14 protein-coding genes are annotated in these 13625 nt (G+C 66.1%); 11 read left to right on the top strand and 3 right to left on the bottom strand.

Features of this window, described 5'->3' with window-relative positions:
* The first annotated feature begins 78 nt into the window (after positions 1-78).
* The 9 genes from ACZ60G_RS29535 (at position 79) to ACZ60G_RS29495 (ending at position 9321) form a co-directional block, all read left to right on the top strand.
* Positions 79-435: a YraN family protein gene (locus tag ACZ60G_RS29535; protein WP_465814046.1), complete on the top strand. Its 357-nt coding sequence runs from the start codon at positions 79-81 to the stop codon at positions 433-435.
* Positions 435-1943 (top strand): YifB family Mg chelatase-like AAA ATPase, encoded by a 1509-nt coding sequence (locus tag ACZ60G_RS29530; RefSeq protein ID WP_465814044.1) that lies wholly within the window; start codon positions 435-437, stop codon positions 1941-1943. The genes ACZ60G_RS29535 and ACZ60G_RS29530 overlap by 1 nt, the downstream gene beginning before the upstream one ends.
* An 872-nt stretch (positions 1944-2815) precedes the next feature.
* A complete protein-coding gene (dprA, locus tag ACZ60G_RS29525; protein WP_465814042.1) occupies positions 2816-3934 on the top strand; it encodes a DNA-processing protein DprA in 1119 nt (372 codons plus the stop codon).
* A gap of 252 nt (positions 3935-4186) precedes the next feature.
* Complete coding sequence (locus tag ACZ60G_RS29520) at positions 4187-5107, top strand: tyrosine recombinase XerC (protein WP_465814040.1); 921 nt, start codon at positions 4187-4189, stop codon at positions 5105-5107.
* Between the two features lie 270 nt (positions 5108-5377).
* Entirely contained in the window at positions 5378-6106 is a 729-nt protein-coding gene (locus tag ACZ60G_RS29515) for an acetoacetate decarboxylase family protein (protein WP_465814038.1), read from the top strand.
* Between the two features lie 162 nt (positions 6107-6268).
* Positions 6269-6634 carry a YidH family protein gene (locus tag ACZ60G_RS29510; RefSeq protein ID WP_063045812.1) on the top strand — a complete coding sequence of 122 codons (366 nt, stop codon included), beginning with the start codon at positions 6269-6271 and terminating at the stop codon, positions 6632-6634.
* Positions 6631-6939: a DUF202 domain-containing protein gene (locus ACZ60G_RS29505; RefSeq protein ID WP_465814036.1), complete on the top strand. Its 309-nt coding sequence runs from the start codon at positions 6631-6633 to the stop codon at positions 6937-6939. Before ACZ60G_RS29510 ends, ACZ60G_RS29505 begins: the two co-directional genes overlap by 4 nt.
* A gap of 48 nt (positions 6940-6987) precedes the next feature.
* Positions 6988-8886 carry an alkyl/aryl-sulfatase gene (locus ACZ60G_RS29500; protein WP_465814034.1) on the top strand — a complete coding sequence of 633 codons (1899 nt, stop codon included), beginning with the start codon at positions 6988-6990 and terminating at the stop codon, positions 8884-8886.
* Positions 8887-8955: 69 nt separating this feature from the next.
* Positions 8956-9321 carry a GatB/YqeY domain-containing protein gene (locus ACZ60G_RS29495; protein ID WP_465814032.1) on the top strand — a complete coding sequence of 122 codons (366 nt, stop codon included), beginning with the start codon at positions 8956-8958 and terminating at the stop codon, positions 9319-9321.
* A 172-nt stretch (positions 9322-9493) separates the two neighbouring features.
* Here the strand turns inward: ACZ60G_RS29495 and ACZ60G_RS29490 are convergent, their stop codons facing one another.
* The 3 genes from ACZ60G_RS29490 to ACZ60G_RS29480 all read right to left on the bottom strand — a co-directional run bounded on the left by ACZ60G_RS29490 (position 9494) and on the right by ACZ60G_RS29480 (position 11468).
* On the bottom strand, positions 9494-10012 hold the full coding sequence (locus ACZ60G_RS29490) for a DUF1990 family protein (protein WP_465814030.1): 519 nt from the start codon (positions 10010-10012) through the stop codon (positions 9494-9496).
* A gap of 67 nt (positions 10013-10079) precedes the next feature.
* Positions 10080-10625 (bottom strand): M23 family metallopeptidase, encoded by a 546-nt coding sequence (locus tag ACZ60G_RS29485; protein ID WP_465814028.1) that lies wholly within the window; start codon positions 10623-10625, stop codon positions 10080-10082.
* A 6-nt stretch (positions 10626-10631) separates the two neighbouring features.
* Positions 10632-11468 carry a hypothetical protein gene (locus ACZ60G_RS29480; RefSeq protein WP_465814026.1) on the bottom strand — a complete coding sequence of 279 codons (837 nt, stop codon included), beginning with the start codon at positions 11466-11468 and terminating at the stop codon, positions 10632-10634.
* A 365-nt stretch (positions 11469-11833) separates the two neighbouring features.
* On the opposite strand from ACZ60G_RS29480, the gene rpsB reads away from it, so the two are divergent.
* Complete coding sequence (rpsB, locus tag ACZ60G_RS29475; RefSeq protein ID WP_387289080.1) at positions 11834-12679, top strand: 30S ribosomal protein S2; 846 nt, start codon at positions 11834-11836, stop codon at positions 12677-12679.
* A gap of 96 nt (positions 12680-12775) precedes the next feature.
* On the top strand, positions 12776-13600 hold the full coding sequence (gene tsf, locus ACZ60G_RS29470; RefSeq protein WP_465814024.1) for a translation elongation factor Ts: 825 nt from the start codon (positions 12776-12778) through the stop codon (positions 13598-13600).
* The last annotated feature ends 25 nt before the right edge of the window (positions 13601-13625 follow it).

Here is a 13625-nt window from a genome sequence, read left to right as displayed (position 1 = left end):
TGAGCGGATATCCACAGGTTTTCTGTTTGCGCAGGTCGGTGTCATCGGGCGTGAGTGTGGTCCGAGCACGCTGAGCTGGTGGCAGACAACCAGGCGCTCGGCGCACAAGGGGAAGAACTGGCGGCCCGATTCCTGCAGGCCGCCGGGATGGAGATCATCAGCAGGAATTGGCGGTGCAAGTACGGCGAACTGGATCTGATCGCCCGGGACGGCCGCGTCACCGCGTTCGTCGAGGTCAAAACGCGAACCGGAACGAAATTCGGCGCGCCCGCCGAGGCGGTCACCTTCGATAAGCAGCAGCGGATCAGGCGGTTGGCGCTGGTGTGGCTGGCCGAACAGGCCGGCCCGTGGCGCGATATCCGCTTCGATGTCATTTCGGTGCTGCTGCACCGCGGCCACCGACCGGTCATCGATCACCTCAAGGCGGTGTTCTGATGGCGCTAGGGGTGGCGTATTCGGTCGCGGTGAGCGGGGTGGACGGCCAGCTTGTCGAAATCGAGGCGGATATCGGGCAGGGGCTGCCATCGGTGCATCTGGTCGGGCTGCCCGATACCGCACTGCAGGAATCCCGCGACCGGGTCCGTTCCGCGGTGGCGAATACCGGGGAGAAATGGCCGGACGGCCGCGTGATCCTGGCACTGTCCCCGGCGACGCTGCCCAAAATCGGCAGTGTCTACGATCTTGCCCTTGCGATCGCGGTGCTCGACGCGGCGGGCGCGGTCCCCTCCGATCGGCTCGGAAAGACCGTATTGCTCGGGGAATTGGCGCTGGACGGGCGGGTCCGCCGGGTGCGCGGCATCCTGCCCGCGGTGCTCGCGGCACGCAATGCGGGCTGGATGCGGGTGATCGTGCCGGAATCCGCACTGGCCGAAGCCGGGCTGGTGGATGGCATCGAGGTTTTCGGGGCCACGACCCTGCGCACCGTCGTCGCTTGGCTGCGTGGTGAAGGCGGTCTGGTCGAGCCCGATGGCATGCTGCCCGACACCGTGCGCTGCGGTGGCGATCTGAGCGAGGTGGTCGGTCAGGAGGAGGCCCGATGGGCATTGGAGGTGGCCGCGGCCGGCGGGCACCACCTGCTGCTCACCGGGCCGCCTGGAATCGGTAAAACCATGCTGGCGCAACGTCTTCCGGGTCTGCTGCCGCCGCTCACCGAATCCGAAGCACTCGAGGTGACGGCCATCCATTCCGTCGCAGGCGCACTCTCCGATGACCACCCCTTGATCACCATGCCGCCTTTCGTCGCTCCGCATCACTCGACCTCGGCCAGCGCCATGGTCGGCGGGGGATCGGGTACCGCACGTCCGGGCGCCGTCAGCCGTGCCCATCGCGGGGTCTTGTTTCTCGACGAATGTGCGGAGATAGGAACCAAGGTCCTGGAAGCGATGCGAACCCCCTTGGAAGAGGGCGAAGTTCGCATCGCCCGTCGCGATGGTGTGGCTCGCTACCCGGCCCGTTTCCAATTGGTCTTGGCCGCGAACCCCTGCCCTTGTGCCCCAGCCCGCGATGTCGACTGCATCTGTGCCCCGCTCGCGCGTCGCCGATACCTGGGCAAGCTGTCCGGACCATTGATGGATCGCATAGATATCTGGGTCCAGATGCACGGCCACGCCGGCGCATCCTTCGCCGCCGCGGACGCCGAGAGCAGCGAGGTCGTGCGCAGTCGAGTCGCGGCCGCAAGGCAAGCCGCAATACAGCGTTGGAAGGACTACGGCTGGGCAACCAATGCCGAAGTCCCCGGCCACATCCTGCGCCAACGTTTCCGGCTCCCCCACGAAGCAACCGCCCCTATCGAAGCCGCCCTCCGCTTGGGCCGCCTGTCCGCCCGCGGCGCCGACCGCGCCCTCCGCGTCGCCTGGACCATCTGCGACCTCCGCATCGCCGAGCAACCCAGCGCCCAAGACGTACTGGCCGCCTTGAACTTCCGCCAACGGGGCTCACATTGAGCGCGGCAACGGGAGACGAACGCTCGATCAGCGGTGAGATTTCTGGAGCGAGGTCCGGGGCGCCAGACGTGGGTGGCGGTGCAAACGCCTGCGAGCTCACTGTTATGGCGCATATCGGTGCAACAGCTCCGGATCTCGCGGCGACAGAACAGAGTTGCCCTGCTGGCGTCGGGTGTCCGGGCCAGTTGACGGGCAATGGCTCTGCTGCCGATTCGTGTGCGGCCGCGTCGACGCGCAACGGCTCTGCCACTGTAAATGGGAGGGTGGTGGAATCGGTGGGTGGTGGTTCCGCCTCTGTCGGGTGTGCGGGCAGGTCGACGGGCACTGTCTCGTGTGCCTCGGATTGCGCACCACTGACGGTATGTGGCGGCAGTCCTGTAGTCGGTGCCACCGGTACCTCGGTAGGCCGCGGGTCTTGCGCGACGCGAGCCGTCGATGTCGCAGGACGGGCACAGGCTGGGGTCGGCGGCGGAACTGCTGCTGCCGGGAGTGTGGGCATGTCGGTGAACACTTTCTCGGATTGCCGAGCTCCGGCAGCCTGTGGTGGCCGTCGCGCAACAGGACCTCTGATGGGCGACGACCCGAGTGCGACGGGGGATTCGGAAGCCACGTCGGGTTGTGCAGAACTGACGGCAGATAGTGGATCCGCTGAGTCGGCCAGTGGTGCTGCGGCAACGGGAGCCTCCGGTGCGGCGGCGGGAAGCGATACCTACCCGGTCGCATTGGTAGTCGGGAAGGTGGATGCGGCGAGGTATGCCGGGGCGGGGGGAGGGCGCGCGCGTGGTTCGGGGCATGGGGTTGTGGATCTGGATGGTTGGGATTCGGGGGGATCGGAGTCGGCTGTTTCTGGCGGGGACGCTGATGAGCGGCTGTTGGCTTGGGCGTATTTGTCACGGGTTGTTCAGGGGCCGTGTGCGGCGTTGTCGTCGTTGATCGAATCGGTGGGGGTGGTGGAGGCGGCGCGGGCGGTACGGGAGTGTGAGCTGCCGGAGTCGTTGCTCGGGCCGACCGCTCGGCGGCGGGAGATCGATAGTGCAGCAAGGGACCTCGAGGTGATGGAGCGGATGGGTGGGCGGTTGGTGACCCCGGACGATCCGGAGTGGCCGGCCTGGCGGATGCTCGGGCTCCGGCAACTCGAGCCCGGACGCGATCGTGATGGGGCGGTGCCATTGGTGTTGTGGGTGCGTGGGCCGCAGTCGTTGTTGGCGTCGAGCGAGCGGGCGATCGCGGTGGTCGGTTCGCGTTGCAGCAGCGGATACGGGGAGCATGTCACCGGCGAGATCGTTGGTGATCTGGCCGCCCAGGGCTGGACAATCGTCTCCGGAGCCGCGTTCGGGATCGACGGTATGGCGCATCGTGCTGCCCTCGCCGTCGGTGCTCCGACGATCGCCGTTCTTGCTTGCGGCGTCGATCGCGCCTATCCGGCCCAGCACGAACGACTCTTGGCCGAGATCGCCGAAACCGGTTTGGTGATCAGCGAGTACCCGCCGGGCACGGTTGCCCACAAGAATCAATTCCTGGCCCGTAATCGCGTGATCGCCGCGCTGGCGGACGGCGTCCTCGTCGTAGAGGCCGGACTACGCAGCGGCGCCCGGAATACCGTGAAATGGGCCCGCCGCCTCGGCCGCCCCGCCCTCGCCATCCCCGGCCCGGTCACCGCCGCCTCATCGGCTGGCTGCCACCGCATGATCCGCGAAGGCGAGGCCCTTCTGGTCACCCGCGCCGATGAGGTTATCGATGAAGCAGGCCCACTACGCCTTTCACTACCGACCACCCAGCCGTCCGATCCCAGCGACCGACTACAAGGCAACGAAGCATCGGTCTACGCCGCCCTCCCCGAAATCGGCTCCCGCCAACCCCGCGCCATCGCCGAAAACGCCGGCCTAGACCTCCCGACCGTCCGCGCCATCCTCCCCGCCCTCGAACTCGCAGGCCTAGTAGGCATGGACGAAAACGGCTGGCACCGAACCGAAAACCCTCCGGGCCGATGAGCGGTTGCGTGCCGGGCCTATGACCGCTAACGCACCGGGCCGATCACGCTCCGCGACCGGGCGAGCTGGCCGGTCGCTACGCGGTCAAGAATTCAGGTCGGCGCGGATCGGTGCAGGGGAGGCTCGGAGTGGTTCGTCCGTTGCGGTCGGAGGAAATCCGGTCGAGACGCGGTGACGCGGTTCTCGCAGTAAACCTGCGGCGTTGCGGCGTGCTTACTTGCCAAGGGGAGTGGGGGCGGTGACGGTGGGGGTATGGAGTTGCCGGAGGATCTCGAGGCGTTGCTGGCCGAGTATGAGCGGCATTTGCGGCTCGGGCGGAATCGGTCGGTGCATACAGCGCGGGCGTATGTGGGGGATGCGCGGTCGTTGTTGGGGCATTTGGTTGCGCGGTCGGCGGATTCGGCGGTGCGGGAACTGGATTTGGCGTTGCTGCGTTCGTGGTTGGCGGCGCAGTCGGCAGGTGGGGCGGCGCGGACAACCATGGCACGGCGGGCATCTTCGGCGAGGACGTTCACCGCGTGGTTGACCAGTACCGGGCGGCTGTCGATCGATCCGGGGTTGCGGCTCGGGTCGCCGAAGGCGCATCGGATACTGCCTGCGGTACTCGGTACGCAGCAAGCTGTCGCGGCTATGGATGCGGCGGAATCCGGTGCGGTGCAACGTGATCCGATGGCATTGCGGGATCGGCTGATCGTGGAGCTGCTGTACTCGACCGGCATTCGGGTGAGCGAGTTGTGCGGCTTGGATCTCGACGATATCGATCGCGAACGGCGGCTGGTCCGCGTTATCGGCAAAGGCAATAAGGAGCGCTCGGTGCCTTTCGGAGTTCCGGCCGACGAGGCGATAGCGAATTGGCTGCAGTACGGCCGTCCCGCCCTCGCGACAGCCGATTCCGGCCGTGCGCTATTGCTCGGCCGTCGCGGCAAACGGCTCGACCAACGTCAGGCCAGAACGGTTGTCCACGAGGTCGTTTCGGCAATCCCGGGCGCACCCGATATGGGTCCGCACGGCCTGCGGCATTCGGCCGCAACCCATCTGCTCGAGGGCGGCGCGGACCTGCGCGTAGTACAGGAACTTCTCGGCCACGCCAGCATGGCGACCACCCAGCTCTACACCCACGTCTCGATCGAGCGCCTGAAAAAGGTCCACGACCAAGCCCACCCCCGAGCCTGACCGTCTATTGCGCGGCGACCGAAGATCTGCGGCGCGATGGGGGCCCGCTCTTGTGCGGCGGCCGGTCGTGTGCGAGTTGGACCTGAACTGCCCAGCAAACGACTCAGCTGTGGTTCTGAAACGTGTTCTTGCTAATGAAAGTGATCCGGTAGGCGCGAAATAATCGCTATTCTGACACGAATTCTAGTTTGGAGGATTCGTGGACGCCGCACGATTTGTCGACCGCTCGGTGGTCGACGCATGCCGCATTGCTGTCTCGGGGTGGGACCGATGAGTACGCATACTGTGCTGGGCAAGGAAGTGCAGATGCCGGTGCGGATTCGGCTCGCACATGCCTTTATGGCGACCTACTCGGTACCTTCGGCGGCCGCGCAGCGAGTCATCGACTACTCCGGCCTGGAGATTCTTCGTTTACCGGGTGGTCGCGCCATGTGCACACTCGTTTTCGTCGATTACGTCGATGGCGACCTCGGGCCGTACAACGAGTTCGGTGTGTCGTTCATGGTCCGGCACCACACCGCTGGGCCCGCCAGTTCGCTCGGCGATCTGCGTGCTCTGTCCACGGGCGGCGCGGGCGTCTTCATTCATCGTCTCCCGGTCGACGGCGAATTCACCCTGGCCGCCGGCCGCGGCATCTGGGGCTTCCCCAAGGAAATCGCCGATTTCGACGCGCAGCACGACGCAAGCGTGCGACACGGCATTTTGCACCAGAACGGGCAGCTGATCGTCGATCTCACCATCCGCCCCGGCCTCGCGGTCCCGCAACGCCGCAAGGGCTCCTCCTTCGACGCGTACTCCCACATCGACGGCGTCACCCGCTGCACGCAGTGGCAGATGGAACCGTCCGGCATGCGCGCTCGCCTCGGCGGCGCCGAACTGTCTCTCGGCGAGCACGCCTGGGCCGGCGAATTACGCTCCCTCGGCTTACCCAAGCGCGCACTCATGGCCTCGACCGTCGATCGGCTCGCGATGACCTTCCAGGACGCCACACCCGTCTGACCGGGAGTGCGGCATCCGCGATGGTGATCTTCGTAGACGACGACAACGCCGCTCGTTAACCTGACGTAGCGGAGCGTTCGCATGCGGCAGTAAACCGACCAGCGATGGAGAGGTGCCCGTGAATTCCGACGACCACCATGGTGCAGTCCGAGCCGAGGCGCCATGACACTCCCCAACCCCGCCGAGGAGTCCGAGGAGGGGGAGGAGGAGGTCGATTACCGCTTCACTCTCGCCAACGAACGCACCTTCCTGGCCTGGATGCGCACCTCGCTCGGCCTGCTCGCGGGCGGTGTCGCGGTGCATACGCTGGTGCAGCCGGTGCGGATGTCGGGGTTGCGCCGGACGCTCGCGATGAGCTGCATCGTGCTCGCCGTGATCATCGCGGTCGGTGCGTATGGACATTGGCGGCGCGTCGGTCGGGCCATGCGGAACGGTGAACCGCTACCCGACACCATCATGGTGCCGATTCTGTCGTGGGGTATCGCCGTCGTGTCGGTATTTGCCTGCGTGGTGGTGTTGTTCCGATGACCCCCAAGAGTCTGGCCGCCGAACGTACCGCATTGGCGTGGCGGCGTACGGCCATTGCCGCGATGGTCGTCGCCGCGCTTTTCGTCAACCATGCCGCGACCAACGGGTGGCGCGCCGTCGCCATCGCGCCGACAGGGGCGGCGATCACCATGGCAGCCGTTGCGGCCCTGTCCTTTTCGCGCAATCGCGCCTTGCATCAGGGGCGCGTCGGCCACGGCGGGCGAGTCATTGCTGCGACGATGCTGGCGGTGCTGGCCGTCGCATGCGTCGCGGCTGCAATCGGGTTGACGGATCCACGGCCCTAATGCGTTGCGGGCCGGACATGTTCGGCTGACAAGCACAGGAGGATGGATATGAGCACAGTGACCGAGCCGAGCGAATTCATCGTCGCCGAGCAGCAAAGAGCGGCAGCCGCACTGCCCACTGATACGGCCGATCTCGCGGATGCGGACCGCGGGTTCGTCGCGGCACTCGAGCCCGGAGAGGTGCGCGCATCCAACGGAAAGTTGGTGTGGGACAACGACTCCTACGCCTTCCTGCAGGGAACCTGCCCGGCGTCGGTCAATCCGAGCCTGTGGCGGCAGTCCGGGCTGGTCGTCAAGCAGGGGCTGTACGAGGTCGCAGCGGGCATCTATCAGATTCGCGGGCTCGATCTGTCGAATATGACGCTGATCGAGGGAACCACCGGTGTGCTCGTGATCGATCCGCTGATCTCGGCGGAGACCGCCGCGGCGGGCTTGGCGCTGTATCGAGCGCACCGAGGCGATCGGCCGGTAACCGGGTTGATCTATACCCATTCGCACGCCGACCATTTCGGCGGTGCGATGGGTGTGACGACGGTCGACGATGTTGCGGCGGGCCGCTGCCCGGTACTCGCACCGGCCGGATTCCTCGAACACGCGGTTGCCGAAAACATCTATGTGGGAACTGCGATGGGGCGCCGGTCTGCCTATATGTACGGCGCTGCGCTGCCGCGGGGGCCGAAGGGGCAGGTCGGGGCCGGGCTCGGACAGACCACGTCGTTGGGCACGATCACCTTGATTCCGCCGACGGTGGATATCACCTGCACCGGTCAGGAAGAAACGGTCGACGGAATCCGGATGGTCTTCCAGCTCACCCCGGGCACCGAGGCGCCCGCCGAGATGAACTTCTACTTCCCCGAGATGCGCGCGCTGTGCATGGCCGAGAACGCAACGCACACACTGCACAACCTGCTGACGCTGCGTGGCGCGCTGGTACGTGACCCGCATGTGTGGGCCAAGTATCTGACCGAGTCGATCAACCTGTTCGCCCGCAAGTCCGATGTGGTCTTCGCCTCACATCACTGGCCGACCTGGGATACCGAGCGGCTGGTGGAATACCTTTCGCTGCAACGGGATCTGTATGGATACCTGCACGATCAGACGGTGCGCAGGCTCAATCAGGGGTATCTGGGCGGTGAGATCGCCGAGATGCTGGAGCTGCCACCGGCCATCTCCGACGCGTGGCATACGCACGGGTATTACGGCTCGGTCAGCCACAATGTCAAGGCCATCTACCAGCGCTACATGGGGTGGTTCGACGGCAATCCTGCGCATCTGTGGGAGCATCCGCCGGTCGAATCCGCTAGGCGTCACGTGGAATTCATGGGCGGTGTCGACGAGGTGCTGCGTAAGGCGCAAACCGCTTATGACGCAGGGGATTACCGGTGGGTCGCGCAGGTGGTCAACTATGTCATCTTCGCGGATCCGGCCAATGAGGCGGCGAAAACGTTGCAGGCCGACACCTTCGAGCAGCTCGGCTATGGTGCGGAGAACGCCACCTGGCGCAACTTCTATCTCAGCGGAGCCTATGAGTTGCGCAACGGTTCGTTCGGCACGCCGACGACGACCAATGCGCCCACGATGCTCGACGCACTGACCATCGAGCAGATCTTCGATGCGATCGCGCTGCGCATCGATGGACCGAAGGCGTGGAATCTGCGCGTGGTGATCGACTGGCACATCACCGACGAAAAACGCACCTATCGCCTCGAACTGCGCAACGGCCTGATGGTCCACTACGACAAGCCCGACGGCGCCGACTTACCGGATCCGGACGCCTCTTTCACCTTGACGAGGTCGATCCTGATTCGAGCCTTGTTGGCAGGGGAGAATCTCGGCGCACTGGTCGCTGCGGGCGATATCGCCATTGCCGGGGATCCCAGCGGGCTGAACGCGGTGGTCGGTGTGATCGACGCGCCGGATCCGGACTTCGCCATCGTCACCCCCTGAGATAGCGCTCGCGTGCCGCTCGGCTGAATCGCTCGACCCGCGAGGTACCGGTGCGTACGGTCGGCGACCATGTCCACCGAAGCTATCGACAGCTCCGTACCTCTGCGTGCGCGCCTCCGCACCGCGTTGTCGGCCGCTATGAAGACCCGCGATCGCAGCGCGATCTCCGGACTGCGCTCTGCGCTCGGTGCCATCGATAACGCCGAAGCCATCGACACGGTGGACATCAAGGCCGGAGCCGTCGAGAGCAGCGCGGTGGGACTCGGCGCCGCCGAAGCTCGCCGTCGCGATCTCACCGAGGCCGATATCGAACAGATCGTCCGCACCGAAATCGCCGACCGGCAGCAGGCGGCCGCCGAATACGACACCCTCGGACGCACCGATCACGGTGACCTGTTGCGTGCCGAAGCTGCCGCACTCGAGGCGCAGCTCTAGGTACCCGAGCCGTGTGCTCTTGCGTGAGCCGAGCTGGTTACGCGACGCCCGGATGGCCGTCGAGCACATCATTGCCGCATGTTTGTGGTGTTGTCGCCCATCCAGACAATTGCGCTGAATTCGGCTGCTCTGCAGCGGAATCCGGTGTCCTGACCTGGGCGTTGTGCGGATCCTAGGCGGAGGTCGGGAGCGTATCGATGTACTTTCCGGCGATGATGCGTTGGATGGCTCGCACCACCGGGCCGCCGAGCCGGACGTACCAGGCGCCGGGGCGGGAGAAGGCCGTGACCACGCCGTAGACGGCGTCATCGGTGGTGTCGTATTCGACGGCGAACAGTTCCTCGCCGATCTCTGGATGTCCAGGCAGCGTGCCGTACGCGAAGCCGCGCCGGTCGGGTTCGTCGAGGACGTAGACGACCCGGCACGGTGCGGTGATGCTGACCGGGCCGACGCCCAACCGCACTGTCAGCCGCGTCCCCGGCTCTGCGGTCGGTGTGTCGGCCTCCCGAAAGATGCCGGTGCCCTTCTGCATTCGATACGCCAGGATCTCCGCACCCGCGCGCTCGAACAGCCCCCGCCCGGACCCGATGCGGCGGCGCAGCCGAAACCGGTGATAGCCCGCAGGCAGCACCTCCTTCGTCGCGCCGACCTCGGTATAGGTGAACGGCGGATCTCCGAACGCATATCCCATAACCAGATCCTCGCGCCCGAAGCGTCACTGCGGAAGAGCATCCTCCGTAGCGGCTGCTCGGCCCTGGTCAAGTCACCGGCTTGAGTCGCAGGGGAGTCGGGTGCAGTAGTCCGAGCGGATCGATGTACTCACGTCGGCTGTGACCGCTTGCTTCTCGTCTCGCACCCCAATGCAGGCACGCCGCCGCCACGCAACCCTCGTGTCCCGCCTCCAAAGCGCCGATGCGCGTTCCGCGACCGACTCGCATGCCCACCGAAACCTCTGCTTGCACCGGCTCGTATGTGGTTCGCAGCCCACCGGGGTGATCGATCGACACGACCGGTTTGCCTGCGACCTTTCCCGCGAACACCACGATTCCGTCTCCGGCCGCGAGTACCGCCTGCCCATTCGTACCTGCCAGATCGACTCCGCGATGTCCGGGCAGCCAGTCCTGCGCCGGTTTGTCGAATTGCCGCTCGACCACGGGCCGTGGTTGCAGCGGCCAGCTGAACTCCCCGTGCGGAGCAGCCGAAACCGACTGCTCCGCAACGAGTCCCAGCAGAGCGATGACCCCGAGGACGATCGAAATCAGCCGCCGCCCATGCGGGCCGCCGATTCTGCTGAGGCGGTTCATCCGAGATCAGCGCGGCAGCGGGAGCGGAGCCCGCTGAACCAGATCCAGCAGCCGCGACAGCAGATCGCTGAAAACCCGCGGCAAGGAACTCGCCGACCCCGTGCCACCCCCACGCGCGATGTCGGCGGCGGGCGGCGTCGCGCCCTCCTCGGAGACCGGCGTCTGCGCCCCGTCGGCCGAACGCAGGTCCGACGCACTGTCCACCCAGAGCATGTTGGGTGCAATGCCGACGCGAAGTGCGTCGGGCGCGATATCGACGCGGAAAGCGTCCGGCGCGACGTCCACGCGCGGTGCATCGGACGCGATGTTTACCTGGAATGTCTCGGAGGCGACATTTCCGCGGAGTCCGTCGGAAGAGATGTTCACGCGCAATGCATCCGGCGCGACATTCACCCGGAGCGCATGCGGCGCGACGTTTACGTGGACAGCATTTGGCGCGACGTCCAGGTGCAGTGCGTCAGGCGCGACATATGCGCCCAGCGCACCTGGTGCGATATTCACGCGGGTTGCGCCGAGCGCGATGTTCACGTGGGCTGCATCCGGCGCGACTCGCGCACCCAGCACGCCAGGCGCGACATTCACCACCAGCGGCGCGGCACGAAGCGGATCCGGCACCCGCGCCGACCCGCTACCCGCCGAACAGGCTGAACCCGTGCACTCCCCGAACACGACTTCCGATCCAGGGAAACCGCCATCAGGCGCAGCGGTTGCCGCAGGTCCCCAAGGCAGCGCCACCGGAGCCCCGCCATTCGGTGGTGCGGCCGAAACCGGCTGTGCCAGAGCCAGTGACAGCAGGAACAGCGGTGGGATGAGCATGGTCATCGAGATAGCTATGCGATTCATGTTTCAAGCGTCGGCCGCGTACGGCCCCCGCAGTACCCTCGCTTCGGCGAGTGTGGACAACTTGCTCGGTTGTGGAGATGGCCCGTTTCGACCCATGACAGGGCGATTTAGAAACTCACCCCCTCAGCCCGTAGACTGGTCGAGCGGTCTGTGCGTGCACGGACCGACTTCGCGCGCCACCCCGTGCTTGTTCGTAACGGCGCTGTTCGAACCGGAGCTCGACTTCGTGAATCGGCAGCGCATGCGGAGCAGGGAATCATCGGCTGGTCCTGATCCTCGCGATCGGGTCCGATGATTCGGAGGCGCCAGGGCGGCGGATCACCGATTCGCCGCGGCAACCGGCAACGAAAGAGAGATACGGCACCATGGCTGTCGTAACAATGAAGCAGCTGCTCGACAGCGGCGCACACTTCGGACACCAGACCCGGCGCTGGAACCCGAAGATGAAGCGGTTCATCTTCACCGACCGCAACGGCATCTACATCATCGACCTGCAGCAGACGCTGACCTACATCGACAAGGCCTACGAGTTCGTCAAGGAGACCGTCGCCCACGGTGGCACCGTTCTCTTCGTCGGCACCAAGAAGCAGGCCCAGGAGTCGATCGCGGCCGAGGCGACTCGCGTCGGGATGCCCTACGTCAACCAGCGTTGGCTGGGTGGCATGCTCACCAACTTCTCCACCGTGCACAAGCGCCTGCAGCGCCTCAAGGAGCTCGAGGCGATGGAGCAGACCGGTGGCTTCGAGGGTCGCACCAAGAAGGAAATCCTCATGCTCACGCGTGAGATGAACAAGCTGGAGCGCACCCTCGGCGGTATCCGCGATATGGCCAAGGTGCCCTCGGCCATCTGGGTCGTCGACACCAACAAGGAGCACATCGCCGTCGGCGAGGCGCGCAAGCTGAACATCCCGGTCATCGCGATCCTGGACACCAACTGCGATCCCGACCTGGTCGACTACCCGATCCCGGGTAACGACGACGCGATCCGTTCCGCCGCTCTGCTGACCAAGGTCGTCGCCTCCGCGGTGGCCGAGGGAGTGCAGGCGCGGGCCGGTATCTCCTCCGGTGACGAGAAGCCGGAAGCCGGTGCGGGCGAGCCGCTCGCCGAGTGGGAGCAGGAGCTGCTCGCGCAGGCCGCCCCCGCCGCGACCGAGGCCGAGGCTGCCGTCGAGGCCCCCGCTGAGGCCCCTGCCACCCCGGCCGACGCCTGATCGTCGCGTTTGTTCACCTTGCCGACCTCTCCTGCATAGGAGCGGTCGGCAAGGTGGTGTTACCACCCGAAACAACACACAGGAGGATCGCCACCCATGGCGACATACACCGCCGCTGACGTGAAGCGGCTGCGGGAGCTCACCGGCTCCGGGATGATGGACTGCAAGAACGCGCTGGTCGAGACCGACGGCGATTTCGACAAGGCCGTCGAGGTGCTGCGCATCAAGGGTGCCAAGGATGTCGGCAAGCGCGCCGAGCGCGCCACCGCCGAGGGCCTGGTCGTCGCCAAAGACGGCGTGCTGATCGAGATCAACTCCGAGACCGACTTCGTCGCCAAGAACGACGAGTTCCAGAGCCTCGCCGACAAGATCGTGACCGCCGCCGCGGCTGCCAAGCCCGCCGACCTGGACACGCTGAAGGCGCTGAAGCTGGACGGTCAGACCGTCGAGGAGGCGCTGCAGGCGCTCGCCGCCAAGATCGGCGAGAAGCTCGAGCTGCGTCGTGTCGTCGCCTTCGACGGCCCGGTCGCCGTCTACCTGCACAAGCGTGCCACCGACCTGCCCCCCGCCGTCGGTGTGCTGGTCGAGTACCAGGGCGAGGGTGACGCCGCCGCCGACGCCGCGCGTGCGGTCGGCATGCAGGTCGCCGCGCTCAAGGCCAAGTACCTGACCCGCGAGGATGTGCCGGCCGACGTGGTGGAGAACGAGCGCCGCATCGCCGAGCAGACCGCCAAGGAAGAGGGCAAGCCCGAGGCCGCGCTGCCGAAGATCACCGAGGGCCGCGTCAACGGCTTCTTCAAGGACGTCGTCCTGCTGGAGCAGGCGTCGGTCACCGATTCGAAGAAGACCGTCAAGGCGCTGCTGGACGAGGCCGGTGTCACCGTGACCCGCTTCGCCCGCTTCGAGGTCGGCCAGGCCTGACAACGCCCGCGAAACCCCTCGTGCT

Source organism: Nocardia sp. NPDC102475 (assembly GCF_055584605.1).
Note: the sequence above shows the minus strand (reverse complement) of the source record. Positions and strands in the feature narration are given on the sequence as shown.

Bases quoted from the DNA above. Each gene is read 5' to 3' on its own strand.
- ACZ60G_RS29520 (WP_465814040.1), top strand. From the start codon at position 4,187: ATGGAGTTGCCGGAGGATCTCGAGGCGTTGCTGGCCGAGTATGAGCGG.
- ACZ60G_RS29495 (WP_465814032.1), top strand. From the start codon at position 8,956: ATGTCCACCGAAGCTATCGACAGCTCCGTACCTCTGCGTGCGCGCCTC.
- ACZ60G_RS29490 (WP_465814030.1), bottom strand. From the start codon at position 10,012: ATGGGATATGCGTTCGGAGATCCGCCGTTCACCTATACCGAGGTCGGC.
- ACZ60G_RS29485 (WP_465814028.1), bottom strand. From the start codon at position 10,625: ATGAACCGCCTCAGCAGAATCGGCGGCCCGCATGGGCGGCGGCTGATT.
- rpsB (WP_387289080.1), top strand. From the start codon at position 11,834: ATGGCTGTCGTAACAATGAAGCAGCTGCTCGACAGCGGCGCACACTTC.
- ACZ60G_RS29500 (WP_465814034.1), top strand. From the start codon at position 6,988: ATGAGCACAGTGACCGAGCCGAGCGAATTCATCGTCGCCGAGCAGCAA.
- ACZ60G_RS29510 (WP_063045812.1), top strand. From the start codon at position 6,269: ATGACACTCCCCAACCCCGCCGAGGAGTCCGAGGAGGGGGAGGAGGAG.
- ACZ60G_RS29515 (WP_465814038.1), top strand. From the start codon at position 5,378: ATGAGTACGCATACTGTGCTGGGCAAGGAAGTGCAGATGCCGGTGCGG.
- ACZ60G_RS29530 (WP_465814044.1), top strand. From the start codon at position 435: ATGGCGCTAGGGGTGGCGTATTCGGTCGCGGTGAGCGGGGTGGACGGC.
- ACZ60G_RS29505 (WP_465814036.1), top strand. From the start codon at position 6,631: ATGACCCCCAAGAGTCTGGCCGCCGAACGTACCGCATTGGCGTGGCGG.
- tsf (WP_465814024.1), top strand. From the start codon at position 12,776: ATGGCGACATACACCGCCGCTGACGTGAAGCGGCTGCGGGAGCTCACC.
- ACZ60G_RS29480 (WP_465814026.1), bottom strand. From the start codon at position 11,468: ATGAATCGCATAGCTATCTCGATGACCATGCTCATCCCACCGCTGTTC.